Origin of the sequence: Kribbella koreensis, from assembly GCF_039525325.1 — a bacterium.
Lineage (GTDB): Bacteria > Actinomycetota > Actinomycetes > Propionibacteriales > Kribbellaceae > Kribbella > Kribbella koreensis.
The window spans coordinates 408,896-433,142 of the sequence record NZ_BAAAHK010000009.1 but is presented as its reverse complement, the minus strand read 5'-3'; the positions used below and the strand labels follow the sequence as shown (position 1 = coordinate 433,142).

Below are 24,247 nucleotides of genomic sequence, written 5' to 3'. Positions count from 1 at the left end.
CTCTCAGCGACATGCTCCGACGATGAACGAACACAGCCCGACCGTGGACAGGATCGCGATGAGCACACCCCGGCGAACCATCACCTCGGTACTGACCGGCGCCCTGACGATCGCCCTGGTCGTCCTGCTGCCCCGTGCCGTCGGTACCAGCTGGTCGACCGTCGGCACGCTCCTCGGTCACCTCTCGCTACCGGCGATCGTCTTGCTGGCCGCCGTCTGGATCGCGGGCCTGTGGTCGCATTCGTTCGTCCTGGCCGCCTCCCTGCCCGGGCTGACCAAACGCCGCGGTCTCACGCTCAGCCTGACCGGTAGCGCGGTGGCCAACGTTCTGCCGTTGGGCGGAGCCGCCGGCACGGGCCTGAACTTCGCGATGACCCGGCGCTGGGGATTCGGCCCGGCTGCCTTCGGTGGCTTCCTTGCTGTCACCACGCTGATCAACGTGCTGGCCAAGCTCGGGGTGGTCGCTGTAGCGCTGGCTTTGGTCCCGATCGCCAACACCGCGACCGCGCTGCCGATCGGACGTACGAGTCTGCTGCTGATCCCGGTGCTGGTCGCACTGGCTGCCGTCGCCTGGTTCCTCGCGAGCGAAACGGCCCCGGTGACCGCCGGGCGGGCCCTCGGTCGACTCACCCGGGGACGAACCCGGTTGGAGCGTTCGCTTCCAGCTCTGCGCACTTCGGTACTGGGTGTCTTTCGTCGCGGCTGGCGGCCGATGACCGCTGGGATGCTCGCCTACCTGCTGTTGCAGTTGGCGCTTCTCTGGTTGTGTTTCCAGCTCTTGGGGACCTCTCTGAGCCTGCCTGTTCTGATCACCGGACTGGCGGTCGAACGGTTGCTCACGCTGATCCCGATCACGCCCGGCGGCGCCGGAGTCGTCGAGGTGGGTACCGTGGCGGCGCTGGTCGCCATGGGTGGCGATCCTGCCGCGGTGACCGCGGGGATGGTGCTGTTCCGCGGCTTCACCTACCTGCTGGAGATTCCCGTCGGGGGAGTGACCCTGGCTCTCTGGCTGTTGGCCAACCGCAAGCAGGCGGTGGCGGCGTGAGGATCGCACTCGTCAGCGATGTCTACCTGCCACGCCTGGGCGGGATCGAGATGCACGTGCACGATCTCGCCGTCCAGCTCCGGCGGGCCGGCCACGCCGTCACCGTCTTCACCGCGACCCCGGCCGACTCCCCGGCCACCGATGTGCCGGTAGTTCGGTTGCCTTCGCTGGCCGGCGTACCGACGTCTCTTGATGCGCTGCGGTTCGCGCTTGGTTCTGGTGAGTACGACGTGGTGCACGCGCACACCTCGTTCTTCTCTCCACTCGCGTGGAACGCGACCCGGCTTGCCGCAGACCTGAACCTGCCCGCCGTCATCACGCTGCATTCGCTGCCCGCGCCCGACGGTGTGGTCCTTCCATGGCTGCTCGCTCATGTCGATCGCGACTTCGGCCCGCGGGTGCGGTGGACGGCCGTCAGCGAAGCGGTCGCACGCCGGTTGCGCACAGTGCTCCCGCATCGGCCGATCGCTGTACTCCACAACGGCATCGATCCGGCACCCTGGCAACAGCCTCCGGTAGACGACCACTCGCTGACCATCGTCAGCACGATGCGCCTGACCCAGCGCAAGCGTCCGGACGCGCTCCTCGAGACCCTGCAGGACATTCGTCGCAGAGTGCCGGCCGACCTTCCGCTGCGAGCCGTGATCATCGGCACGGGCCCGCGGGCGGCCGCCATCGCCAGGGCGACCAGACGCCGCGGTCTCGACTGGGTCGAGCTGCCTGGCCGGTTGACCCGCTACGAGATCCAGCAGCTCTACCTGGCCGCCGACATCTACCTGGCTCCCGCCGAACTCGAATCGTTCGGAGTGGCGGCTCTGGAGGCGCGGAGCGCCGGTCTGGCCGTCGTCGCGATGGCCTCGGGTGGTGTCGGCGAGTTCGTCCGCGACGGCATCGAAGGCTTCCTGGTGGACGACCACGAGGAGATGGCTGAGGTCACCGCCGGCCTGCTGACCGACCGCCCGCTGCTGCAGAAGCTCCAAGCCCACAACAGGTTCACCGAGCCGTCGATGACTTGGCCGACGGTGATCGAGCAGCACGTCGCCCAGTACGCGCTCACTCAGCCTGCTCTCAGCGTCGGCTACCTACCGTCGACGGCATGATGAATCTGCTCGACCCGCACAGCCTGCTGTCCCAGCTGGGGCCGTGGGCGGTGCTGCTGGTGATGTTCGCCGAGACCGGTCTGCTGATCGGGTTCTTCCTCCCTGGCGACTCGCTGCTCTTCACCGCCGGTCTGCTGACCACGACCGACATCCACCTGAACCTGCCGCTGACGCTGGTCTTCGCGCCGCTCGGTGCGGTGCTCGGCGCCCAGGCCGGCTACCTGATCGGCCGCAGGTTCGGCCCGGCGATCGTCCAGCGGCCGAGACTCGAGCGCGCGGCCGAGCGGGCGAGAGAGCATTTGGAGTCGTACGGCGTGGGCCGTGCGGTCGTGCTGGCCCGGTTCATTCCTGGCGTCCGTACGGTGATGAACCCACTGGCCGGGGCGTTGCGGATCGACGCCAAGGCCTTCACCCGCTGGCAGGTCGCGGGTGGTGTGGTCTGGACGGTCGGGCTCGTGCTGGCCGGTCATCTGCTCGGGTCGCAGATTCCCGGGGTCGACAAGTACCTGCTGCCGATCATCGCCGTCATCGTGATCGTCTCCCTTGTACCGGTGGGAATCGAGTTCCTCCGCCAACGCTCGAGGCCCGCCGCATGAGCAGTGAGGAAACCTCGTTGAGCGGCTGGGGGCGGTCAATGCATCGGCGAAGCGTCGTCCGGAGACCCACGACCGACGCGGAACTTGACGATGCGATGAAGTCGGCCGGACAGGTGACGGTTCGCGGGGCCGGGTGCAGCTACGGCGACGCGGCATTGCCCGGGCAAGGGATTGTGCTGGACATGACCGCACGCAACCGGGTTCTGTCGTTCGACGGGCTCAGAGGCGTCGTTGTGGTCGAGGCAGGCGTAACCCTGGGCGACCTCATGGATCAGGTGCTTCCGCTGGGCTGGGCAGTGCCGGTCCTGCCCGGCACCGCCAAGATCACGGTCGGCGGAGCCCTGGCAAGCGACGTGCACGGCAAGAACCACCCTGGCGCGGGCTCCTTCGGACAGCACGTGCTCTGGCTGTCCCTGCTCGACTCCGAAGGCATGGTCACCGAACTGTCGGCGGGCCAGGATCCCGACGGGTTCTGGGCAACGCTGGGTGGGATGGGGCTGACTGGCGTCATCCTCAAGGCAGCCATCCAGCTCCAGCCCGTCGAAACCGGATGGGCCAGGCAACGTCGTCGACGGACCCGCTCGCTTGACGAGACCATCGCAGTACTCCGTGAGCTCGCCGTCCGTCAGGAGACCGATCCCAACCTCCACGTGGTCGCCTGGCTCGACACCCACACCCCCGGGCCGAGACTCGGCCGCGGACTGATCGACGAGACGCAGCCGGCGCAGCTGAGCGACCTGCCTCGTGGTGTGCCGCCGGATCCCGATCGGCGACGATCCGCAGCCGGGCGGCCGGTGCGGTCGCTTCCTGGACCAGGAGTCGTTTTCGGGCCGACGATTGCCGCCGCGTCGTTGGCCAGGTGGCATTTCACCGGTGCACGGGATGGCCGGCTGCTACCTCTGATGTCAGCCCTGTGTCCGCTGGACCGAGCCGATGCGTGGCCGGCTGCCTTTGGGCGGAGCGGACTGGTTCAGTACCAGTTCGCCATCCCGAGCGAAGCAACTCCGGTACTACGCCGAGTGCTGGCCTTCCTGGTCGGCAGCCGGATGTCACCCGCCCTCACGACGCTCAAGAACCTCGGCTTCGGCACCGCCGGTCCGTTGTCCTTCCCGCTGCACGGTTGGACTCTCGCCGCGGATCTCCCAGCCCGCTGGTTACGCGACGGACGAACCCTGCGCACGCTCGACGCGATGGTCGCCGAGGCGGGCGGCCGCATCTACCTCGCCAAGGACTCGACTGTGGACCCTGACCTGATCCCGGAGATGTACCCTCGGCTCAAGACCTGGCAACGTACGCGGGATCGCCTCGACCCGGACAGGCGCTTCACCTCCGGGCTCGCTGAGCGATTGCACCTGCTGCCATGACGAGTACTGCTTTGCTGGTGGGAGGTTCGTCCGAGATCGGGATGGCCGTCCTGAAGGAGCTGCTCGGCCCGCCGCCGCGCGATGTGGTGCTGGCGGGCCGGCCCAGTGGGCAACTCTGGCAGAACGCCGAGAAGCTGCGCGATCTCGGGTACCACGTGACGACCGCGCAGTACGACGCGATGCTGCACGCCGGTGAGATCGACGGGCTGCTCGCCCATCTGTCGGCCCACCGTCCGGTTGGGCTCGCTGTGGTCGCGGTCGGGTCGATGGCCACGACATCCTTCGAGGATGGGCTGGTCGTCAATGGGGTGGCGGTCGCGCTGCTCGTGCATGCGCTGGTGCAGCGGTTGAGCGACGGCCAGTTGGTGCTGCTGTCGTCGGCGGCGGCCGCTCGGCCTCGGCGATCGATCATGGCCTATTCGCTGGGGAAGCAGTTGGCGGACTCTACGGCGGTGATGCTTGCGCCTCAGGCCGCGGAGCGCGGAGTACGGGTGCTGGTGGTTCGGCCGGGATTCGTGACGACCCGGATGACCGATGGGTTGAAACGGGCGCCGTTGGCGACCACGGCTGAGAAGGTCGCGCAGCGCGTCGTACGGGCCTTGGAGGGACGGCGAACAGTCGTTTGGGCTCCGGCGCCGATGGGTGCGATGGTGTGGTTGCTGGGCAAGTTGCCGAGGCGACTGCTGCCGGTTGAGCTGCGCTGACCTGCTCTCTCCGCTTCCTCTCAGCAGGGAATCGTTCTACTGGGTTCATGAAGTCCAAATCTCCTGCTGAGAAAGCGCGGAGGCGCAGGCGACGAAGAGTCATTGCGCTGGTCCTCTGCTTGTTGCTCGTCCTGCCCGTCGTCTCTTATGTCCGTGCATTGCTCTATCCGGGTAACGCGTCCTTCGCGGTACGGACCGTGGAGTGGATCAGGGATCACGGCGCGGGCGGGATGATCGACGCCATCGAGACCTGGAAGTACTCCCGCCAGGCACCCCCGGCAACCGGTCGGCCGACGGATATGCCAGCGGTCGTTCCGTCCCGGACGCCGGTGAAGGCGACCGATCTGCCGGCGATCAAGTTGCTGCCGGGTGTCAAGGCGTTGCCCCACGAAGGGACCTGGTCGGTTGCCAGGCAGAGCAGCAAAGGCAAGCCGTTGCTCTGGACGGGATGGTTCCGCGCGGACAGCGCACACCTGCCGGTGGCGGCCGCCGCGGCGCTCATCCCGCAAGGTGCGGATCAGGTGCGGTTGATGCCTGGGACGAGGGAGCCGGTGGTCGGGATGGCATCAAAGGACGGGTACTCCGTGCCGGTCCGTGACTACTCGCGACTGGTCGCCACCTTCAACGGTGGCTTCAAGATGCACGACTCGCATGGTGGCTGGTGGACCAAAGAGTCGGACGCCGTGCCGCTGGTGGACGGCCGAGCCTCTGCGGTCATCGACCGCAACGGCGTGGTGCGGATCGGCGAGTGGGGCAAGAACGTCGGGATGAGCCCGGATGTCGTCGCGGTCCGGCAGAACCTGGACCAGGTGATCGTCGGTGGGCGGATCGTGGACAGTCTGAGCAGCAATGCGAACGGGCGATGGGGGAGTGTCCGCAGCCAGTTCCAGTTCACCTGGCGCTCCGGCCTCGGAACCGACGCCAAGGGCAATCTCATCTACGTGGCCGGGCAGGGCCTGACGCTTGCGACGCTGGCCGCCGCGATGCAGCAGGCCGGCATCCAAGAGGGGATGGAGCTGGACATCCACGCGGCCATGGTCAGCTTCGACATCGAGACTCCACAAGGCACTTCGATCCTGAGCAAGCGGCTGCTCGAGTCCATGAATTCACCCGCGAACCGGTACCTGATCGACGACCAGCGCGACTACTTCTACGTCGTGGCCCGATGACTGAGCTCCAGCAGCGGCAAGCCGTCGCATTGCGTACTTCCCGCGCTCGCTCACTCCTCAGACTCAGCAGGCCGCAGCAGTGGCACAAGGCGACGATGCTGTACGCCGCGCCGGCGGCGGCCGGCGTTGTCGATCAGCCCAATGCATTGCTCAAGGCCACCATCGCCGCCGTGGCATTCACCCTCCTCTCGATCGCGGTCTACGCACTCAACGACGTCCGCGATACGCCAGACGACCGCCGCCACCCGACCAAGCAGCACCGGCCGATCGCCTCCGGCGCATTGTCACCAAGAGCCGCGACCGTCTGGGCAATCGTCACGGCTGCGGCGGGACTGGCGGTCCTGACCCAGTTGGGCCCGTCGACCTGTGCACTGGGAGCGGCCTACCTGGTGACGCAACTGCTCTACGTCTACGGCCTCAAGCACATAGCAGTTGTCGACGTGGTTGCAGTTGCCCTCGGCTTCGTACTGCGAGCCGCGGCCGGCGCCACCGCGACCGGCGTACCGGTCTCCAACTGGTTCCTGGTCGTCTCGCTCTTCGGCGCCCTCTTCCTGGTCGCCGGTAAGCGACGTGCAGAGCGTGGTGCCAGCACGGCCGACGCGCGGACTCGCCCCGTCCTGGCGGCCTACACGTCGGCCTGGCTGGACCAGCTCACCACTGTCGCCCTCCTGGGAACCTGTCTGTCCTACGGCCTGTGGGCGTTCCAGTACCTCGGCGACGACGTGTACCGCCAACTTCTTACCGTCTCCTTCCTCCCTTTCCTGACCGGCCTCCTCCGGTACGGCTTCCTCGTCTCAACCGGTCGGGGTGAGCTCCCCGAACACGAGCTGTTTCGCGACCGCGTGCTGGTGATCGCGGGCCTGTCCTGGGCGGCACTGGTCGGTGCCGGGTTGTACCTGGCCTGACGATGAGGTGATACGCGATGCGTAGTACGTGGCGTGTACTATTGGCGGTCATGACGAAGAAGATCGCCAAGGTGCTGGCCGTGGTCGTCCTCGTGCTGCTGGTGGGCTGCACCGGATATGTCGCGGTGGTGGCCGCGCTGAGCAGCCGGCCGGTTGTCTTGCCGGCGTTGACGGGATCTCACCAGGTCGGCCGGACGGCGTTCGAGTGGACCGATCGCAGCCGGGTGGATCCGCTGGCGAGTGATGGCGGGCCACGCCGCCTGGCAGTCTGGCTCTGGTATCCGGCGACGGGGTCGGGCGAGCCCGCGGAGTACATGCCGGGACTTTGGCGCAAGCAGCAGTTCGGGGGTGTGGTCGGCTGGTTCGAGACCGACTTCGAGAACATCCGGGTGCATGCAATGGCGGATGCTCCGGTCGCGGACGGGCGGTTCCCGGTGGTGGTGCTCTCGCCGGGGATGGGTTTCTCGGCGCCGCAGTACACGGCGATCGCGGAGGATCTGGCCAGTCATGGCTATCTGGTCGCCGGGGTGACGCCGACGTACAGCGCCAACGTGAGTGTGCTCGACGGGAAACTGGTGGAGAGTACGCCGATAGGGAACCCGCAGGATCTCGGTGGCCCGGCCCTGGCCGAGGGGAACAAGCTCGTCGACCTGTGGGCAGCGGACGCACGCTTCGTCGCGGGTCAGGTCGCCAACTTGACGGGCCGATTCGCCGGCCGGGTGAAACCAGGCGTCGCCTATCTCGGTCATTCCTTCGGTGGGGCAGCCTCGTTGGAAGCTTGCCGTCTAGACCGGTCGTGTGCCGGTGCGGTCGACCTGGACGGCACTCAGTTCGGCGGTGTGGTCGAGCAAGGGCTTCGGGTGCCGTACATGATCCTGAGTTCGGAGGACTCCTGTGTCACCGGGACCTGTGGACCCAAGGCGGCCAATCCTGACGGCGAGCAGGCTGCCGCCGTGTCATTGGTGAAGGCGAGTAGCGGCGAGGCTGTGCGGTACGTCGTTGGCGGCGCGAGGCATTTCGACTTCACCGACTATGCCGTCTACTTCCTCGCTCCACCGATCAGCAACCTGGTCGGTATGGGGTCGATCGACGGACGCCGTGCGCTGGCGATCGAGAACCATTGCCTGGCGGCTTTCCTCGATCATGCCTACCGCGGAACACCACTGGCGACACTGGCGCGGGGGTATCCGGAACTGACGGCCGCCTAGTCGATGGCCGCGAGGTCGCGGATCGTGCCGCCGCCGGCCAGTGCGAGAGCGACAAGTCCCGAGCCGGCGACCAACCCGGTCGCCAGGTCATTGCCGCTGGCAAATGTTGCGGTGACGAAGACGCCGGCACTCGTGCTGAGGCCGACGACCGCGAACCAGAGCCCGGTCACGAGGCGGCGCGGTCCAGCTGTCGGCTCAATCGATCCGATCGTCCGTGCCAGCTGGACGACGGTCAGGATGAGCGCCAGCCACCAACAGGCCAGCAGCGGCAGGACGAGCAGAAATCCCAGCAAGGTGATTGCATCGCAGACGTCGAGGATCCAAGAGTGCGCCAAGCCCCGGGGAACGGCGGCCGACAACTCCAGCAGCGCATGGCCGGTCAGCCAGCCCGCTCCGGTCACCGCGATGGCGAGCTTCGCGACGCGGGCCCGCCGATGCGTCACGGATCCGGCCGGCCAGATCGCCGGATGGGTCCAGAGCCGGATCAGGTTGACGGTCAGATCAGGCCAGCCGCGCCACCCGTCGCGGCGGGCCTCCTCTTCGAGCTCCGGCCCCCATCGCTCGCGGACGGCCGACGGGTAGAGCCCGACCAGTGCGCGAGTGATGCTCATGCCGGCTTCACTCCGAGATGCTTGAGCCCGGTTGCGGCCACCTTGGCCATGGCGCGCAGCTCCTGTTCCAGCTCGGTGCGCCCCTTGGCGGTCAGCCGGACTGGCCGCTGCCGCCCCTGCTCCGCCAGCGGCTCGATCAACCCCTTGGCCTCGAGCCGCGTCAGCGCGCCGTACAGGCTTCCGGCGCCGAGTCTCTCGCCGGTCAGCTCCTCGATCGCCGCGTTGATCGCGTACCCGTGCATCGGCCCGTTCGCGAGCACACACAGCACCAGCGTCTGCGAATCGTTGACCTGCATCCCGGCAGTCTACTACGCGCCGTGTACGAAACCGCCGTCGGCTTCTGGCCAAGACGGCGTAGTCGTTCTCGTCCGGGCGGGGGATGATCCGGGGCGGCCCGGCCGGGAGCCTAGGACCATGAGTGAGCCGACGGTCACCGCGCTGGGTCATGCCGGTCTGCGCCTCGACGCGCCCGGAATCCGTCTTCTCGCCGACCCCTGGATGTCGTCGTCCGGGGCGTTCCTCGGCGCCTGGTTCCCGTTCCCGGACAACTCGCACCTGCTCACGCCCGAGCTGCTCGACGTGGATCTCGTCGTTGTGTCCCACGAGCATCTCGACCATCTCGACCTCGACCTGATCGCCGGACTCCCGCCGGAGGTGCCGGTGGTGATTCCGCGGTATCCGTCGACGATCATGCAGCGCCGGCTCGCGGCGATCGGGCGGACGCGGGTCGTGGTGCTGGACGCATGGCAGCGGTACTCGCTGGGTGGCGACGACTGGCTGACGGTGATCCCGGAGCAGTGTCCGATGAGCCACGACTCCGCGGTGCTGATCAAGGTGGCCGGTCGCAGTCTGCTGCACACGAATGACGCGCGGATCTCGCTCGGCCAGACCAGGCGGGCGATGGCGGAGGTCGGCGGGCAGTTCGACCTGATGGGCGCGCAGATGTCCGGCGCGAGCTGGCATCCGGTGCGGTACGAGTACGACGAGGCCGAGCGTGAGCGGATCTCGACGATCAAACGGGTCGGCAAGTTCAAGGCCGTCACCCGGCTGGTCCGGCAGGTCAAGCCGCGGCTGGTGATGCCGTACGCCGGGCCGCCCTGCTTCCTCGACGACGATCTGTTCGAACTCAACAGCGGGCTGCAACCGGGCGGGATCTTTCCCGACCAGGGCGAGGCGCTGGCCTGGCTGGCCGAGCGTCTCCCCGAGCAGCCCGGCGTGTGCCTGCTCCCCGGCGACCGGGTCGACCTCGGTAGCCTGGAGGTCACCAGAGACCCACAGTGGCGGGACTTCTCCCTCGACGCCGGCTCGGAGGCTCGCCGCCGCTACCTGCTCGAGTACGCCGACCGGCGCCGTGCAGCGATCGACGCGGTCTGGGCGGCGAACCCACCACCGGCACCCGGACTGGCTGAGCGGTTCAAGGCGCACTTCGAGTCGCTCGGCACCCTGTCGGAGTACTTCCTGGCGCGGATCGGCATGACCGTGCGCTTCGAGGTCGAGGGTCCGCACGGCGGTGTATGGGACGCGCACATCGGTCCCAGCCGGGTACGGGTCGAGCTGGCCGGTGGAGGCTGTCACGCGGACTACCGGCTGATCCTCGACGGTCGCTGGCTGGACGGTGTGGTCTCCGGTCGTACGAGGTGGGAGGAGCTGTTGCTGTCGCTCCGCTTCACCGCCCGGCGCCAGCCCGATCAGTACAACGACTACCTGGTCGGGCTGCTGAAGCATGCCGACCGGGCCGCGCTGCGTGCGGTCGAGGAGTTCGAGGCGGCTCGCGATCCGGAGGAGACGATCGCGCTCACGGTGAACGGCGAGACGATCGAGGTCAGCCGTTTCTGCCCGCACGCCGGGGAGGACCTGGCCGAGACGGGGGTCGTGGTGAACGGCGTACTGCGCTGCCTCGGCCACAACTTCGAGTTCGACCTGACCAGCGGCGACTGCCTCAACGCCCGGTCCGACTCGCTGCACATCAAGCGCAGCGAGCCGTACTCCGAAGCTGTCTGACCTACTGCACCTGGCGCTGGACGTCGGCCAGGCCGGTGACGAACAGCGCCGTCAGCAGGAGGTAGTGGAACGTCCGCCTGAGCGTCGGGCGGTGGAGGTACTCCTGGTCGGCCGCGACCCGCAGTGGGACCAGCACCTGCAAGTAGTAGCTCTCGACATCGGTCCAGTTCGCAGGTGGCACGTTGGACCGTTCGCGGTAGTGCAGCTGTGCGGGGCCGGTGAGCCCAGGACGAGCGAGCAGGATCGGCCGGCAGGACTCCGGGTAGCGAAGGGCCAGGGCGTCGCTCTCCGGGCGTGGACCGACCAGGGTCATCTGGCCGCGGAGTACGTGCCAGAGCTGGGGGAGCTCGTCGATCGCGGTACGCCGCAGGAAGGCGCCCAGGCGGGTGATCCGGACGTCCGACTCGGCGGTCACCTCGGGGCCGGCAGCGACCACTCGCATCGTGCGGAGCTTGTAGAGCGTGAACCGTTGCCCGTTCTCGCCGACGCGGGACTGCCGGAAGAAGACCGGCCGGCCGTCGGTCAACAGGATGCCGATGGCAACGACCGCGATCAGCGGCAGGACTACCACCGACAGCAGCAGGACGACGGCGACATCCAGTGTCCGGCGAAGCAGTCCGACACCGTCGTGGCCGGTGGCTGCCTTGCTCCGGGTGCGGGTGATCAGGGACATGATGGCTCCTTAGCTGGTCAGCCGGTTCCGGCGGCGACGAAGACCGCGGTGAAGGCGGCCGCGGCGAGATCGCATTCATGGGCGAAGGCGGCGGACTCCGAAGGCATCTGCGACGGGGTCATGTGGGTCAGGAGCTGAGCTCCCGCGCGGTGGTGCCGGACCAGTTCGCTCCACAGCGGGTTGGGGGACAGGCTCGGTCCGAGCAGGCTGACGACATTGCCCTGGTACTGCTGGCGCCAGGTCCAGATGTCGACGGCCTTCGCTCCGGCTGCGACCGGTATGTCGATGTAGGTGCGGCTGTCCTCGTCCGCCTGGCCGGTGTCACCCTGATAGCCGTCTGGCTCGGCGAGAGCCTTCCGCGCCTGGAGGACGGTGAGCTGTGGCCATCCCTGGGCCTTGACCCGGTTCCACGCGTCGGTCTGGGCCTCGCGTTTGGTCAGGCCCCACTTGGCGTAGGTCGCGTCCTCGAGCAAGCCGGTGCTGAGATCGAGCCGGTCGATCAGCCCGGCCCGCAGATAGCTCTCCAGGGCGGCGGCGGTCGCGGCCGGATACTTGAGCCGGACGCGTTGCGCACACCCCTGTTGGTTGGTCCCGCGCCAGGGCAGGCAGCCGAGTTCGGGCACGATCGCGTCCACCAGCAACTGCTTGCCGGGGGCAACCTGAGCGAGCCGGGTCTTGGCGGCCTTCAGGAACTGGGCCGCGTCGGCCATCGTCTGGAGGCCGTCCTTGTAGCCGATCTCGTCGGAGACCTTGAAGCCGACGACGCCGGGGACCTTGGCGAGTTCGCCGAGCCGGACGATCGCCTGGTCGAAAGAGGCTGATCCCTCCAGCCAGCGGGATACCAGGTCGGTCTCCCACCAGATGGCCACGCCACGCTGATGCAGGGCTGTCGCCAGTTCGGCGTACCGGTCGGCGCCGAGGCGGGGTGGCTGCGGGGCCCGCGGCGAGGAGACCGGTACCGGTCCTCCGGTGCGTTGGGTGGGCGGCACGGTGTTGGTGACGCCTGGTGAAGCGTTGGTCGGGTCGGCGTCGGGCGTTGCGCTCGAGCAGCCCGTGACCAGCAGGGCGATGAGCAGTGCGGGGGCGGTGAATTTCATGAAGTGACCTCGGTGATCGGTACTGCGGACCTGCTGTGGCGGGCGTTACTGGGCGCGCTCAGTCGCAGTAGCAGGCCGATGAGTAGTGCGTCGGTGGACAGGTAGGCGGCGGTGGAGGCGATGGCCGCACCCATAGCGCCGTGGGCGGGAATCAGTAGCAGGTCGAGGACGACCGTGATGACGAGTCCGATGCCGAGGACGATCGAGTTGAGTCCCGGCGTACCGCGTCCATAGAGGTAGGCGCTCGCGACCCCGGAGGCGCCGGCGAGCAACATGCCCGCGAGCAGCACCCGCGCCGGCGCGACGGCCGGACCGAACGCCGCGCCGTACAGGAGTCGCATCACCGGCGAGGTCAGCAGCGCGACCGGAATGGCGGCCAGCAGGATGCCGATCAGCGTCGGCCGGATCATCCGCCGTGCCGTCGCGGCGGCCTCACTCTGCCCGAGCTTCGCCAACCGTGGATAGAAGACCCAGGTCAGCGCAGTACCCGGCAGCCTCAGCAGTTCCGCGTACTTCGAGGCGACGGCGTAGCTGCCCAGGACGGCCGGTCCCGCCATCGCGCCCAGGATCGCGAAGTCCAGCCGGAGGTTGAGCAACGTGATGAGCCCGCCGACCTGCCCGCGCAGCCCGTACGACGCTATCTGCCTGCCCAGCTCGCGATCCGGCCTACCGAACCACCCAAGACCGTCGCCCGACAGTCCGTACCGCCGCCAGCCGAGCAACCGGCTGACCCGCCGCCAGGCCTCGACGGCGACGACGAGGTCGGCTAGCCCGAGGCCGATCACGATGGCCGTGACCCCGTGGAATCCGGTGAGCAACGGCAGCAGGTAGCACGGCAGGAACGCCAGTTCTTCGGCCGCGATGACCACGTCACCGCCGCGGCGATCCTCCAACCCCTGCAGGGCTGTCTTCCCCAAGGTGAGCAGGAGTTGGGTCGGCACGGTCACTCCGGCCGCTGCGATCAGCAACGCCGGCTCGTCCGGGAAGAACAAGTGCGCGATGACCGGCGAGGCGATGAGCCAGACCACCGTGCCGAATAACGCACCGCCGAAGCCGATCGCGATCAGCGTCGGCCACAGCCGCGGCAGGTCTCGCCGCGGAGCCGCGAGGAAGTAGGCGAGAGCGCCAGGCAGCCCCAGGACGCAGAGCACGCCGACCAGCCCGGGGAGCATCCGCAGCAGTGCATATTCACCGACCGCCGATGGGCCGCCGGTGCGCGCGACGAGGACGGTAGCGAGGGTCAGGCCGGCGATCGCCAGCGCGCGGGCGGACGTGTTCGCCACGACGGTCCGGAACAGTTCACCGGTGACACGGCCTCTCATGAGGCACGCTTCTTCTGCTGGTCCTGCATGACCAGGACGAGTGCGGCGACCAGGCCCAGCCAGGTCCAGAGATGCCGGAAATGGAGTACCTCGTAGAACCCGGCAGCCGTAGCCATGATCGGTCCGATGACGGCCAGCAGCCAGGGTCTGGGGACCAGCGCCGCATAGGACTCGGGCAGGTTGCCGACGACGAGCCGGAAGCACCGCACACCGATGGCGAGACCCAGGGCAAGCAACCCGAGCGCACCGATCAGCCCGCGTTCGAGCAGGGTCGCGAGGTAGTCGTTGTGGGCCTCTTTGACGTACGGCGCCTGGTTGGCGGCGAGGGCCGCTTTGGTCCGGGCAGGCCCGTACCCGGTGGCGTCGCCCTCGAAGAAGAGGTTGGTGCCCTCGTGCACGATGGTCGCGCGCTCGCTGGTGGAGCTGCCGCTGCGGCCGAAGGAGTCGCGCAGCAGCGGGACACTGCCGGCTGCGGCTTCACGGACTTGGCCCAGGTCGACGCGAGGCATGACGAAGACGAACACCAGTCCGGCCAGCAACACCGACGCGGCCAGCGTGGTGAGGCCGATGAGAGCACCTCTGCGGCGGTACCGGGTGACGGTGAAGGCGAGGACGAGCCCGACCAGCAGGGTGAGCATGGCGCCGTTCGAGCCGGTGAAGCCGATCGCTGCCAGGACGAGGATGTAGGCGATCCGGCGTACGCCGGGGGACTGCGGGCACTTGCACGCGGCCATCACGAACAGCGAGACGACCAGGTAGTTGCCGGCCAGGTTCGGGTCGCCGAAGGTGTACGACGCGCGGACGCCGTCCTTGGCGGAGACTCCGCTGAGCGCGTTGATGCCGAGCAGGTACGCCGCGGCCATCACACCGGAGTAGACCGGCGCGGTCCGGCACCAGGCACGGGTGACCGCCGACACGATCGCCGGGTTGTGGCGTCCCAGCGCCAAGGCGGCACCCCAGGCCAGTAGAAGCACGTCCTGCGCCAGTACGAGGCCCACTCCGACGGGTGCTTGTGCGACGTACGCCGCAAAGGCGCCGCCGAGCAACAGGCCCGCAATGCCAAGTAGATAAGGCACTTTGACCGGCAGATGTTCGCGAACCGACCAGAGCAGGGCAAGGCCGATGCACAGCGTCATGCCGACGTCGGCCAGAGCAGTGTTGCCCGGCCCAGCGGGGACCAGGAACGGGAGCAGGCAGACGGTCAGCCCCATCATGGTGGCGAGCACGTCGCCGCGAGGCAGGCCTGGCCGGTTGATCCCGCCGGGAGCGCGTTGCGGAGCTGTCAGCGTCATCGGGCTCTCACTCCTTACCCTCGGTGGGCCATAGCGGCAGACTCGCCAGCAGCTCGAGATGATCGCTGCCGAAGCCGTCGTCGTTCGCCAGCGCTGCTACCTCGCCTAGCCCCACGAGGGCCGCGCTGTACCAGAGGTCAGCCGGCAGCCCGAGCGCGGTGAGCCCGTCGCGAAGGTAGGAGCGGACGAGGTCGGGTAGCCAGCCTCGGCCGAGCAGTCCGTACCTGATGCCCGCGCCAAAACCCGTACGCCGCAAGCCCCGATGCCGGAGTACACGGTGGCCAGGGCGAGTGTGCCGATCCAGGTAGAGGCAGTAACTGACCGCGAATCGAACCAGGTCGCGCAGCGGCCAACCACTGCGCTCGCCACCCTCCCAATCGACCACGCCGGTGATCACCCCGTCGTCGACGAGGAGGTTCCCGAACCAGTAGTCGCCGTGCACCATCGTGCGGCAGACCCGCTGGTCGCCCAGCTGGTGATCGGCCGAGGTCAACCTGATCAGGGCGGAGTCGAGCTGCGGATGACCGGCCCAACGCTCACGCAACTGGTCGGCCACCTCCTCGGCCCACCGGATCCGGGTCCGCTCGCCCGAGGTCGCGGTCTGGAACCTCCGCAGCCAGCCACCGGCCAGCGCGAAGTCGACCGCAACCAGCCGGGCGCGGGCGGTGTGCAGCCAGTGGTGGTACGCAACGCTCATCGGCTTGCCCCGCAAGGCCGTGGAGACCAGTGCCGGCAGTCCGTCGCTGTCGAGCGTCTCGACGTACCGGGGGACAGTCTCGCCGAGACCTCCGAGGTCGGCGTCGCGCAGGTCGATCAGCATCTCGGTCTCGTGCCGGATCGCCGCCGCGGCCAGGGACGTCGCGGGGATCTTGACGGCGATCGGGCCGGCCGGTCCGCCCGGGAAGGTGCCCGGCGCGGGGGTGACGATGAAGGTCATCTTGGCGTCGGGGTCGCGGGAGGCCGCGATCAGCACGCCGCGGGTGTCCGGCGCGAACAGCAGCTCGTGCACCGACCGCGGCCGGGGATGAATCGCTCGGGGCGCTTCGGTCATGGTCGTCTCCCCACGAGAGCGCGGCCAGGTGCGGCCGCGCCGGTCCAGCTCCAGGGCAGCCGCCGGGCGAGGCTGAGCAGTGCCGACGCCGGCACCGCGCTGAGCGCCAGTCCCGGCGGGACGGTGGCGATCGTGGTCCAGAAGTGCCGGACGGCGGCTTCGGTGTCGTCGATCAGGACGATCGGCCGGCCCAGCGTCGGTAGCACGATGAACTCGCGCTCGACCGCGATCGCCAGCTCCCGCGCCAGCCGCCGCAGCCGGCGACGGCTGAACGGGCGCTGATCGATCAGCACCACCGGCAGGTCCGGCTTCAGCTGGTCCGAGAGGTCGTCGTCGATGGCCCGGGCGTCGATCTCCAAGGTGCCGAGTGGGCACAACGTCATCCAGGGCGAGGTCGCGAGCCGGGACGAGCCGGCCGGCTCCGCGAAGCTCATCGCGCCACCAGACCGGCGGTCCGCCCACCTGAGTAGACCTGGTCCAGTACGTCGGCCAGCCGCTCGGCATCGAAGGTCGCCCCAGCGAGCACCAGCCCTTGCCGGACGAGCCGTTCGGCGGTCCGTGGATCGTCCAGTACGCCGTCGATCGCCGCCGCAAGCAGTTCCGGCCGCCCCGGGGGTACCAGTACTCCACTCTCGCCCGGGATGACGAGATCGGGTACGGAGTTCACGGCCGTCGCCACCACGGGCACACCGCATCGCATCGCCTCGACGACGGCACACGGCAAGCCCTCGTAGCGACTGGCCATCGCGAACACGTCGAAGGCGGGCAACAGACTCGCGACATCCGATCGCTCGCCGGCGAACATGAATCGGTCGAGCAGCCCTGCCCTGCGGACGAGTTCTCGCGCTGCCGTGAGCCCGGGCCCCGAGCCGATCCAGACGGCTGTCGCGTCGCGGTGCCGCAGGTTGGCGATCGCCGCGATCAGGTGCTCCGGCGCCTTCTGATAGTCGACCCGGCCGACCGTGCCAACGACCAGGCCATCGCCGGCGAGGCCCAGCGCCGCCCGCGCGGCCGCCCGGGACTCGTCGGTCTTCGGCACGGTGATGGCCTCGACCACCGGAGCGATGGTGCGCAAGGACGACGGCGTCGCCAGTCCTCGGCGCAGCGCCTCTGTGGCGACGCCGCTGCCGATCGCGAGCACGGCGTCGGTGATCGACGCCAGCCTGCGTTCGATGGCGACGTACGCCGCCTTGCGCACCGGGTTCTGGAATTCGTGGAACGGAAAGCCGTGGTACGTGTGCACGATCATCGGGACGGCCGCTCGATGGGCGGCCAGCCGGCCGAGCGCGCCGGCCTTCGCGCTATGGGTGTGCACCACGTCGAAGCCGCCGGCCTCGCAGAGCCTGGTGAGCCGGCGCAGTGCGGTGCGGTCGTCGCGTGGTGACAGCGGCGAGACCAGCGAAGGCTCGATGACGACGCGGAAGCCCGCGGCCTCGGCCCGCTCCGTCAACGGTCCGCCCTGCCCGGTGACGATGGTGACGGCGTACCGGTTGGGATCCAGCGGCAGGACGCCGCGCAAGGCGACCCCGCCGGCGCCGGCGATGAAGCGGGTGACGATCTGGGCGACCTCGATCCGGTCCGTCATCACGACACCCCGTTCGAGCGGACCGACTCCAGGCGCGGCCGCAGGAGCTCGGCCAGGCCCGCGCCGGGTTCACGCCCCAACTGGAGTTCCAAGCAGGGCAGCCGGTTGGCGAGAACGGCAGCGACGTCTTCGACCGGTGGGTGCGCCGGCCCACAACCGGTCGCCATCGCGAGAACGGCAGCGGTCGACCAGAAGCGCCGGAGTTCGCCGGCGGAGTACGTGCCGGTGACGATGGCGCGGGTTGCTTGCGCGGCGGTGATGGATCGAAGCTGAGGGTCGGCTTGCAGCCCGCGCCGTACGACGACGATCAGCTCGGGTCGCAGGGATCGCATCCGCGTCTCCCACCCGTGTTCGCGGCGGCCGTGGAAGGTCTTGCGGCCGGTCGAATCGGTCGCTTCGACCGGCAGCCGGATCGGTTCGGCCAGCCCGTAGGCGATGGTGCCGTCGCACGCGGCCAGGTTGTCGCAGGTGGCCCGGCTGCCGTCGGCCAGCTCGCGCGCCACCAGGCTGGACTTGCCGACGCCACCGGGTCCTGCCAGTAGGACGGCGATTCCGTCGATCTCCACGACCGATACGTGCAGCGGCGCGAAGCCTTGCTGCATTGCCATCCACAGCGCGGGGTAGTGCACGAGCACTTGCCCGGTCAGTGCGTGGTGCCTGGCGGGAAGCAACCGAGCTGCGGCGGCTTCCTTGGCCGACGGCGTCCAGCGGCTGACGACCCGGAGACCGTCCTCGTCGATCGACCACAGTTGGCTGTAGCCGGAGCCGCCCGCGCTGTCGAGGATCGCCTCGCGCCGGTCGGTGGCCCAGACGCCCCGGGTGATCGGCTCGCAGCCAGAGGTGCCGAACCGCTGCTTGCTCGGCTCCACGGCGACAAGGACGTTGGGGAGGTCATCGCAGTCGCGCTCTGCGCCACCGGTCGCAGCGAGAATCGTGTCGATCGCGGCCGCCGATCCCTCGACCGCCATCCGTTGGCCGGCGGTGTGCAGGAAGGTGTGCGCGATCGGTGCGGCGCTCACGCGAGCCTGCCGAAGCGGCGCTTGGCGGGACCGTTGACGATGCCGAGGACCGGCCAGCGGACGGCCTTGAGTACGTCGTCCAGGTCGTCGAGGCGGCGCAGCAACACCGTGCCGCCCGACACGACCACCACGCCGGCCGTCATCTCGTCCTGCGGCGTGACCGCGGACAACCCGGTGAACCGGACGTTCGCGAACGGCGCGTCCATCTCGAGCACGCTCGCTTCACCGGCCTCCTCGATCCCGCCCGGCGAGGTGCTCTTCGCCCGATGTGGTGCCGACGCGAAGCCGGACAGCGAGAACAGCAACTGGCTCACCGTGTCCGCATCCGATTCGTCGGCCCCCATCAGGACGACGGCATCGACTCCCTGCCGTCGGGCAGCGAGCGCCATCGTGTTGCGTAGCGAGCCGATCTCTTCGGAGGACTTGCCCAGGACGGGCGCCTCCAGCAGATGGGCCAGCGCCCGGACACTCGCCACCCGTGGCCGCATCGTCTCGAGGACAGCCGCGGCGGTCAGCCCGAGGACGAGCCCGAGCAGCAACGCGAGCGCTGCCTGGGGGAGCAGAGGTGACTGGACCTGACTGAGCTCCGGCTTATTGCCGACCGGTACGACGATGTCGCGGGTGGCATCGGCGATGGTCAGCGAAGCCCGCTGGGTGGTGAGCTGGGACAGCAGCTGATCGGCCGACTGGATCTGCGTCTGGATGTCGGCCCGGGCGTTGATGTCGGCGATGCCTTTGAGTTGCAGTGCGAGCTTGTTGCGGTTGGCGGTGGCCGCGTCGACCTGCTCGTCCAGCTTGGTCAGCGCGGCGTTGAACGCGGCCCGATCCCCTTGGTTCATGAAGAGCGCGACCCGCTCGGCCAGGGCGGCGACGATCTGGCCGGCCGCGATCGGGTCCTTGTCCGTGACGCTCAGCTCGACGATCGAGGACTCACCGAGCCGCTGCGCAGCCACATGGGTGGCGGCGAATTCGGCCACGTCGCGCTGTGCGCCCGCCTGTTTGAGCGAGGCGTCCAGCAGACCGGGTGTGGTCGCCAGGGCGAGTACCCGGCTGCTGATCCCTTCGGCCTCGGTCGCAGACCGCGGCGCGCCGGAGACCACCTGGAGCCGGATCGAGGCCAGCGAGACCGATGGCTGCCTCGCCTGCCAGGCGATCGCGGCGGCGACCGGGAGCAGTACGCACACCAGGATGATCCCCAGGTGGGCCCGCACGATCCGACGGAACATCTCTTCGATGGTCATCGCTGTGCCCTTCGTCCGATGGCGTGCCTCACGGCAGCACCAGCACTGTCTTCGTGGCCGAGCTGGACAGCCCAACCGTGTCGGTGACCGTCACCCGGACCGTGAAGATCCCGATCGAGGTGTAGGTGCAGGTGGTGGTCGGCGTGGTCTGGACCGGCTTGGCCGGCCCGCTGCCGCAGCTGAACAGGTAGGTCGCGATCGGCGACTTGTCGACGCTGGTCGACCCCGACGCGTCCGCGGTGACGGACTGCTTCAACTTGATCGAGGACTTGTTGAGCTTGAGGTCCGCGTTCGGCGCCACGTCCGCGAGGATCCTGACCTGGGCGGTCGCGGTGCTGCTGGCGTCGGCCGTATCGCGAACCGTCACCCGGGAGGTGAAGATGCCCGCGTTCGGGTAGCTGCAGGTGAACGACGAGGTCGTCAGCGCGCCGGAGGTCTGTCCGTTGCCGCAGTCGAAGGTGTAGCTCGCCAGTGGTCTGCCATCGGCGTCCGACGAAGCGCCCGCGTTGAGGACGACCTGCTGCGGCCGGTAGGCCTGGTTCGGAGTCGCGGTGATCCGTGCGGTCGGCAGGCCGTTCGGCTTCACCACCAGGGCGGTGCCGGTCCAGGTGTCGCTCAGGCCGGACGAGTCCGTCACGGTGACCGTCGGCGTGAAGGTGCCGGCCGCCGTGTACCGGCAGACGCCGCTCGAGGTCGTCAGCACCGTCCCGTTGCCACAGGCGATCTGGTACGCCGTGATCGGCGCGCCCAGTCCGACGCTGGTCGACCCGTCGACGGTCACGTCCACCGGGGCGAACAACGCCGAGGCCGGCGTGACGGTCGCCCTGGCCACCGGTCCGACGAACTCGAAGGCGCCGAGGTCGGCGAAGACGACCGGTCCCACGCCGGTGTTGGGAATCACCGGGTTGTCGGCCAGAGCCGTGCCGTCGCGGTTGGTCGCCGTCCAGCCGGTCACCGCGGTGTCGGCGGAGTCGATCGCGGGGGACTGGCCGGTCAGGTGCAGATCGCGACCGGTGAGATTTACGAAGAGCGGGTTGGCTGCCTGGCCGGCGGCCTCCTGTCCACTCGCGGTCCGGAAAGCGGCGATCGACGTGTACGGCTGGGATGCCCATTCGTACAAGTTGCCGTTGGCAGCTGTCTGGAAGACCAGGTCGCGGTCGAGTGTGGTGCCCGGGCTGGACGCTTCGTCGACCCGGATCTCGCCGATCGTCCGGGTACTGCCGACGGCGTTGTCCATCGCGATGTTGTCGCGGGCGGTGGAGTTGGTCGAGCCGCCCTCGAAGTTGATCCCGGCGGTGGCGTTGCGGACGACCGTGTTCGACAGGACCGTGGTGTTCGGTGCGAACGAGGTGTCGATGCCGTGGTCGCCGTTGTCGTAGACGACGTTGCGGCGGATCGTCGTACCGGTCGAACCGCTGTAGGACTCGATGCCGGAGTCGTCGTTGCCGTAGCTGAGGTTGGCCTCGATCAGGGTCTGCTGAGAGGAGGCGCTGACGTCGATGCCGGTGGCGATCCGGGTGGACAGTCGCTTGTTGCGGTAGGTGGTCACCCAGGCCACGGTGACCCGGGTGCTGCCCTGGACGCTGACGCCGTGGTGCTGGTTCTCGTGGGTGACCGAGTTGCGCAGCTCGCTGTCGGTGGAGTTGAAGAACCGGACACCGATGGAGAGGTTGAAGGCGGACTGGATGCCGGTCAGGCTCGCGTTGCTCGACGCGTCGACCGTGATACCGGGAGCGCCGGCCTGGGCGACGTCGAGGTCCCCGAGGATGACTCGCTGGGTCCGGTCCAGATCGACCCCGTTGAAGTTCTGCTGGCGGATCGCGAATCCGGAGACCGCGATGTCACTGACCTGGCGGAGCAGGATGCCGAAGCTGCGAGCGCCCGCCGCGACGGTGTGGCCGGCTGCCGGGTTGGTGCCGCCGGTGTCGACGTAGAGGCTGGTCGTGGCGGCGTCGTAGTACCAGCTGTTCGGAGTGGTCGTGGTCGCACTGGTTGCCTTGGGCAAGGGCTGCCCGTCCAGGAAGACCTGAGCGGGAGCGACCGCGAAGGTGTGCGTCCAGGCGGTCGTCGCGGTGGCGGTCCAGCCGGCGGCGTCGGAGACGTCGTTGGTGCCGACGATGACGGCGCTCGGCGAGGTGGCCTTCAGGGTGATCGGGTTGGCCGGCTCGCCGCTGGCGGTGATGGTGACCTGCTCGCGGTACTGGCCTGGTCCGACGAGGGCGGTGTCACCGGCGAGCAGTTTCTTGGTGGCGGCGCCAATGGTGCAGAACGGTGAGGCGACGGTGCCGGGGCCTGTGTCGGTGCAGGCGGGGTTGGTCTGTTCGACGGAGTAGGTCTGGACCGGTCGGGTGCTGATGACCTCTTGCGAGCTTGCGGAGTCGGTGAGACCCGCGGCATCCGTGACGGTCACGGTGACCGCGTAGCTGCCTGGACCAGCATAGGTGTGAGTGGCAGTCGGCGTGGGTTGCGGGCCGACGACCGTGCCGTCGCCGAAGTCGAAGGTGTAGGACGCGATGCCGAACAGATCCGCGTCGCTCGAACCGCTCGCGTCGGCGGTCACCGGGGGCGACGGCGGGGTGCTCATCGCGGCGGGGTTGAGGATCAGCGCGGCGTGCGGTGCGTAGTTCGTCGAACCGGCGACCGGCTGGAACTCGAGCGCGCCGCGATCGGCGTACGCCGGTGTGCCGGCGCCGGTGTCGGCGACGATCGTGTCATCGGCGAGTTGGTTGCCAGCGGCATCGGTCGCCCGGAAGCCGGTGGCGCCGGAGTTCGCCGAGTCGACGGCGGTCGAGCCGGCGGTGAGCCTGAAGTCGCCGGACGCCGGGTTGACGAGGTCGGGGTCGATCGAAGATCCGTGGCTCTCCTGGCCGCTGGCGGTGGCGTACCCGGACAGCTTCGGGTAGACGACGCCGCCGACCTTCGTGGTCGGAGCGGTCGTGTGGTTGAAGGCGGTGTCGTAGTCGGCGCTGAATCCGGAGACCGAGCCGGCGTCGACGTACAGGTTGTACTCGGTGGCGGTGACGCCGTTGTCGACCAGCAGGTTGTTGGTCAGGGTCGTGCCGGTGGAGACGCCTTCGACGGAGATGCCGTCTCGGCGGTTTGCGTACGAGGTGTTGTTGAGGTAGCGGACGCCGGTCGATGCGAGGGTGTCGAAGCCGTGGTCGCCGTTGGCGTAGGAGATGTTGCGGGCGACGAGGGCGCGGTGCGAGCCGCTGTAGACCTGTACGCCGGTGTCCTGGTTCTGGTACGTGACGTTGTTGACGACCGTGTTGTCGGGGGAGTTCGTGTTGACGTCGATGCCGGCCGAGGTGGCGTTCGGGTTGACGGACGTGTTCGCGTAGGTGGTGTTGCCGTCGATCAGGTTGTTCGACGAGGTGGACAGGCCGATGCCGTGCAGGCCGTTGTGATGGCTGCTCGACCCGGTGACGGTGACGCCGCTGGACGCGGCGATCCGGATCCCCGTCGACAACGAACCGTCGACGGCGGCAGCGCGGACGACGTTGCCGCCGCCCGGTGAGGTATCGATCAGGATGCCGTTGCTGGCCGACTGGGAGGCGGTGACGTGATCGATGGTGGCCCCGGTCGCGGTCAGCAGCCGGACGCCGGCCAGGTTCGGCCGGTCGGTCTCGATGTTGCTGATGGCAACGTTCGACTTGCTGCTCGCGGTGACGCCGAAGGATTGCGCGCCGGCCTCGACCTGGTGGCCGTCGCCGGGGTTGGCGCCGCCGGCGTCGACGTACAGGACCTTGGCGGTCGCGTCGTAGAACCAGCTGTTCGCGACTGTGGTGGTTGCCGAGGTCGCGGTCGCCAGACGTTGACCGTCGAAGAACACCTGCCGTGGGACGGAGGGCGGCGCGTACGGCGTACTCCACGCTGTCGTGCTTGTCGCCGTCCAGAGCGCTGCTGTGCTCAGGGAGCGGGTGCCGAGGATGACGACACCGGGTGCGTCACCGACGACGCTGATTGGGTCGGTGGCGGTACCGGAGGCGTTGATGGTGACTTGCTCGCGGTATGTGCCGGGCGCGACGTGAACGGTGTCGCCCGGCGCGATCGCCTTCTTGGTGCCCTGGGAGATCGTGCAGAACGGAACAGCTTGGGTGCCGGCGCCTGCCAGGGTGTCGCTGCAGTTGGCCGCGCCGTTGTTCACCCAGTAGCCCGTGCCGGCTGCGGCTGCCGGGCCGCTGCTGACGACGACGAGGGTGGACGCGGCGAGGATCATGACCGATCCGGCCGCCAGCTGCTTGAGCCGTCTGTACATGATCTC

21 protein-coding genes are annotated in these 24,247 nt (G+C 68.7%); 9 read left to right on the top strand and 12 right to left on the bottom strand.

What is annotated here, in order from left to right; translation table 11 throughout:
* Positions 1–22: 22 nt before the first annotated feature.
* The 8 genes from ABD116_RS21510 to ABD116_RS21475 all read left to right on the top strand — a co-directional run bounded on the left by ABD116_RS21510 (position 23) and on the right by ABD116_RS21475 (position 8,091).
* Positions 23–1,045 carry a lysylphosphatidylglycerol synthase transmembrane domain-containing protein gene (locus ABD116_RS21510; protein WP_343972907.1) on the top strand — a complete coding sequence of 341 codons (1,023 nt, stop codon included), beginning with the start codon at positions 23–25 and terminating at the stop codon, positions 1,043–1,045.
* Entirely contained in the window at positions 1,042–2,145 is a 1,104-nt protein-coding gene (locus ABD116_RS21505; RefSeq protein WP_343972904.1) for a glycosyltransferase family 4 protein, read from the top strand. The genes ABD116_RS21510 and ABD116_RS21505 overlap by 4 nt, the downstream gene beginning before the upstream one ends.
* Positions 2,142–2,741, top strand: a complete 600-nt coding sequence (locus ABD116_RS21500; RefSeq protein WP_343972901.1) for a DedA family protein — start codon at positions 2,142–2,144, stop codon at positions 2,739–2,741. The genes ABD116_RS21505 and ABD116_RS21500 overlap by 4 nt, the downstream gene beginning before the upstream one ends.
* Entirely contained in the window at positions 2,738–4,105 is a 1,368-nt protein-coding gene (locus tag ABD116_RS21495; RefSeq protein ID WP_343972898.1) for an FAD-binding oxidoreductase, read from the top strand. The genes ABD116_RS21500 and ABD116_RS21495 overlap by 4 nt, the downstream gene beginning before the upstream one ends.
* Complete coding sequence (locus ABD116_RS21490; RefSeq protein ID WP_343972895.1) at positions 4,102–4,809, top strand: SDR family NAD(P)-dependent oxidoreductase; 708 nt, start codon at positions 4,102–4,104, stop codon at positions 4,807–4,809. Before ABD116_RS21495 ends, ABD116_RS21490 begins: the two co-directional genes overlap by 4 nt.
* A gap of 119 nt (positions 4,810–4,928) precedes the next feature.
* Entirely contained in the window at positions 4,929–5,978 is a 1,050-nt protein-coding gene (locus ABD116_RS21485; protein WP_343972892.1) for a phosphodiester glycosidase family protein, read from the top strand.
* Entirely contained in the window at positions 5,975–6,883 is a 909-nt protein-coding gene (locus ABD116_RS21480) for a decaprenyl-phosphate phosphoribosyltransferase (protein WP_343972889.1), read from the top strand. The genes ABD116_RS21485 and ABD116_RS21480 overlap by 4 nt, the downstream gene beginning before the upstream one ends.
* A 50-nt stretch (positions 6,884–6,933) precedes the next feature.
* Positions 6,934–8,091 carry an alpha/beta hydrolase family protein gene (locus ABD116_RS21475; protein ID WP_343972886.1) on the top strand — a complete coding sequence of 386 codons (1,158 nt, stop codon included), beginning with the start codon at positions 6,934–6,936 and terminating at the stop codon, positions 8,089–8,091.
* On the opposite strand, the gene ABD116_RS21470 is transcribed toward ABD116_RS21475, so the two are convergent.
* Entirely contained in the window at positions 8,088–8,702 is a 615-nt protein-coding gene (locus tag ABD116_RS21470) for a hypothetical protein (protein WP_343972883.1), read from the bottom strand. The two genes, ABD116_RS21475 and ABD116_RS21470, sit on opposite strands and share 4 nt — an antisense overlap.
* Complete coding sequence (locus ABD116_RS21465) at positions 8,699–8,998, bottom strand: PadR family transcriptional regulator (protein ID WP_343972880.1); 300 nt, start codon at positions 8,996–8,998, stop codon at positions 8,699–8,701. The genes ABD116_RS21470 and ABD116_RS21465 overlap by 4 nt, the downstream gene beginning before the upstream one ends.
* Positions 8,999–9,116: 118 nt before the next feature.
* Between ABD116_RS21465 and ABD116_RS21460 the strand changes: the two genes are divergently transcribed.
* The gene (locus tag ABD116_RS21460) at positions 9,117–10,703 is read left to right on the top strand and encodes an MBL fold metallo-hydrolase (protein WP_343972877.1); all 1,587 of its coding nucleotides are present in this window, start codon (positions 9,117–9,119) and stop codon (positions 10,701–10,703) included.
* 1 nt (position 10,704) lies between these two features.
* Here the strand turns inward: ABD116_RS21460 and ABD116_RS21455 are convergent, their stop codons facing one another.
* From ABD116_RS21455 to ABD116_RS21410, 10 genes are read right to left on the bottom strand one after another with little or no spacing between them, the layout of a single operon-like run.
* Positions 10,705–11,376, bottom strand: coding sequence for a sugar transferase (locus ABD116_RS21455; protein ID WP_343972874.1), 672 nt, complete (start codon positions 11,374–11,376; stop codon positions 10,705–10,707).
* Between the two features lie 17 nt (positions 11,377–11,393).
* Positions 11,394–12,473 (bottom strand): hypothetical protein, encoded by a 1,080-nt coding sequence (locus ABD116_RS21450; protein ID WP_343972871.1) that lies wholly within the window; start codon positions 12,471–12,473, stop codon positions 11,394–11,396.
* The gene (locus tag ABD116_RS21445) at positions 12,470–13,795 is read right to left on the bottom strand and encodes an oligosaccharide flippase family protein (protein WP_343972868.1); all 1,326 of its coding nucleotides are present in this window, start codon (positions 13,793–13,795) and stop codon (positions 12,470–12,472) included. The genes ABD116_RS21450 and ABD116_RS21445 overlap by 4 nt, the downstream gene beginning before the upstream one ends.
* Complete coding sequence (locus tag ABD116_RS21440) at positions 13,792–15,087, bottom strand: O-antigen ligase family protein (protein ID WP_343972866.1); 1,296 nt, start codon at positions 15,085–15,087, stop codon at positions 13,792–13,794. Before ABD116_RS21440 ends, ABD116_RS21445 begins: the two co-directional genes overlap by 4 nt.
* A gap of 7 nt (positions 15,088–15,094) precedes the next feature.
* Positions 15,095–16,138, bottom strand: a complete 1,044-nt coding sequence (locus ABD116_RS21435; protein WP_343972864.1) for an aminoglycoside phosphotransferase family protein — start codon at positions 16,136–16,138, stop codon at positions 15,095–15,097.
* Positions 16,135–16,572 carry a hypothetical protein gene (locus ABD116_RS21430; RefSeq protein ID WP_343972861.1) on the bottom strand — a complete coding sequence of 146 codons (438 nt, stop codon included), beginning with the start codon at positions 16,570–16,572 and terminating at the stop codon, positions 16,135–16,137. Before ABD116_RS21430 ends, ABD116_RS21435 begins: the two co-directional genes overlap by 4 nt.
* The gene (locus ABD116_RS21425; protein ID WP_343972858.1) at positions 16,569–17,723 is read right to left on the bottom strand and encodes a glycosyltransferase; all 1,155 of its coding nucleotides are present in this window, start codon (positions 17,721–17,723) and stop codon (positions 16,569–16,571) included. Before ABD116_RS21425 ends, ABD116_RS21430 begins: the two co-directional genes overlap by 4 nt.
* Positions 17,723–18,742 (bottom strand): hypothetical protein, encoded by a 1,020-nt coding sequence (locus ABD116_RS21420; protein ID WP_343972855.1) that lies wholly within the window; start codon positions 18,740–18,742, stop codon positions 17,723–17,725. Before ABD116_RS21420 ends, ABD116_RS21425 begins: the two co-directional genes overlap by 1 nt.
* Positions 18,739–19,983 carry a GumC domain-containing protein gene (locus ABD116_RS21415; protein ID WP_343972852.1) on the bottom strand — a complete coding sequence of 415 codons (1,245 nt, stop codon included), beginning with the start codon at positions 19,981–19,983 and terminating at the stop codon, positions 18,739–18,741. The genes ABD116_RS21420 and ABD116_RS21415 overlap by 4 nt, the downstream gene beginning before the upstream one ends.
* A gap of 28 nt (positions 19,984–20,011) precedes the next feature.
* Positions 20,012–24,241 (bottom strand): right-handed parallel beta-helix repeat-containing protein, encoded by a 4,230-nt coding sequence (locus ABD116_RS21410; protein WP_343972849.1) that lies wholly within the window; start codon positions 24,239–24,241, stop codon positions 20,012–20,014.
* Between the last annotated feature and the right edge of the window lie 6 nt (positions 24,242–24,247).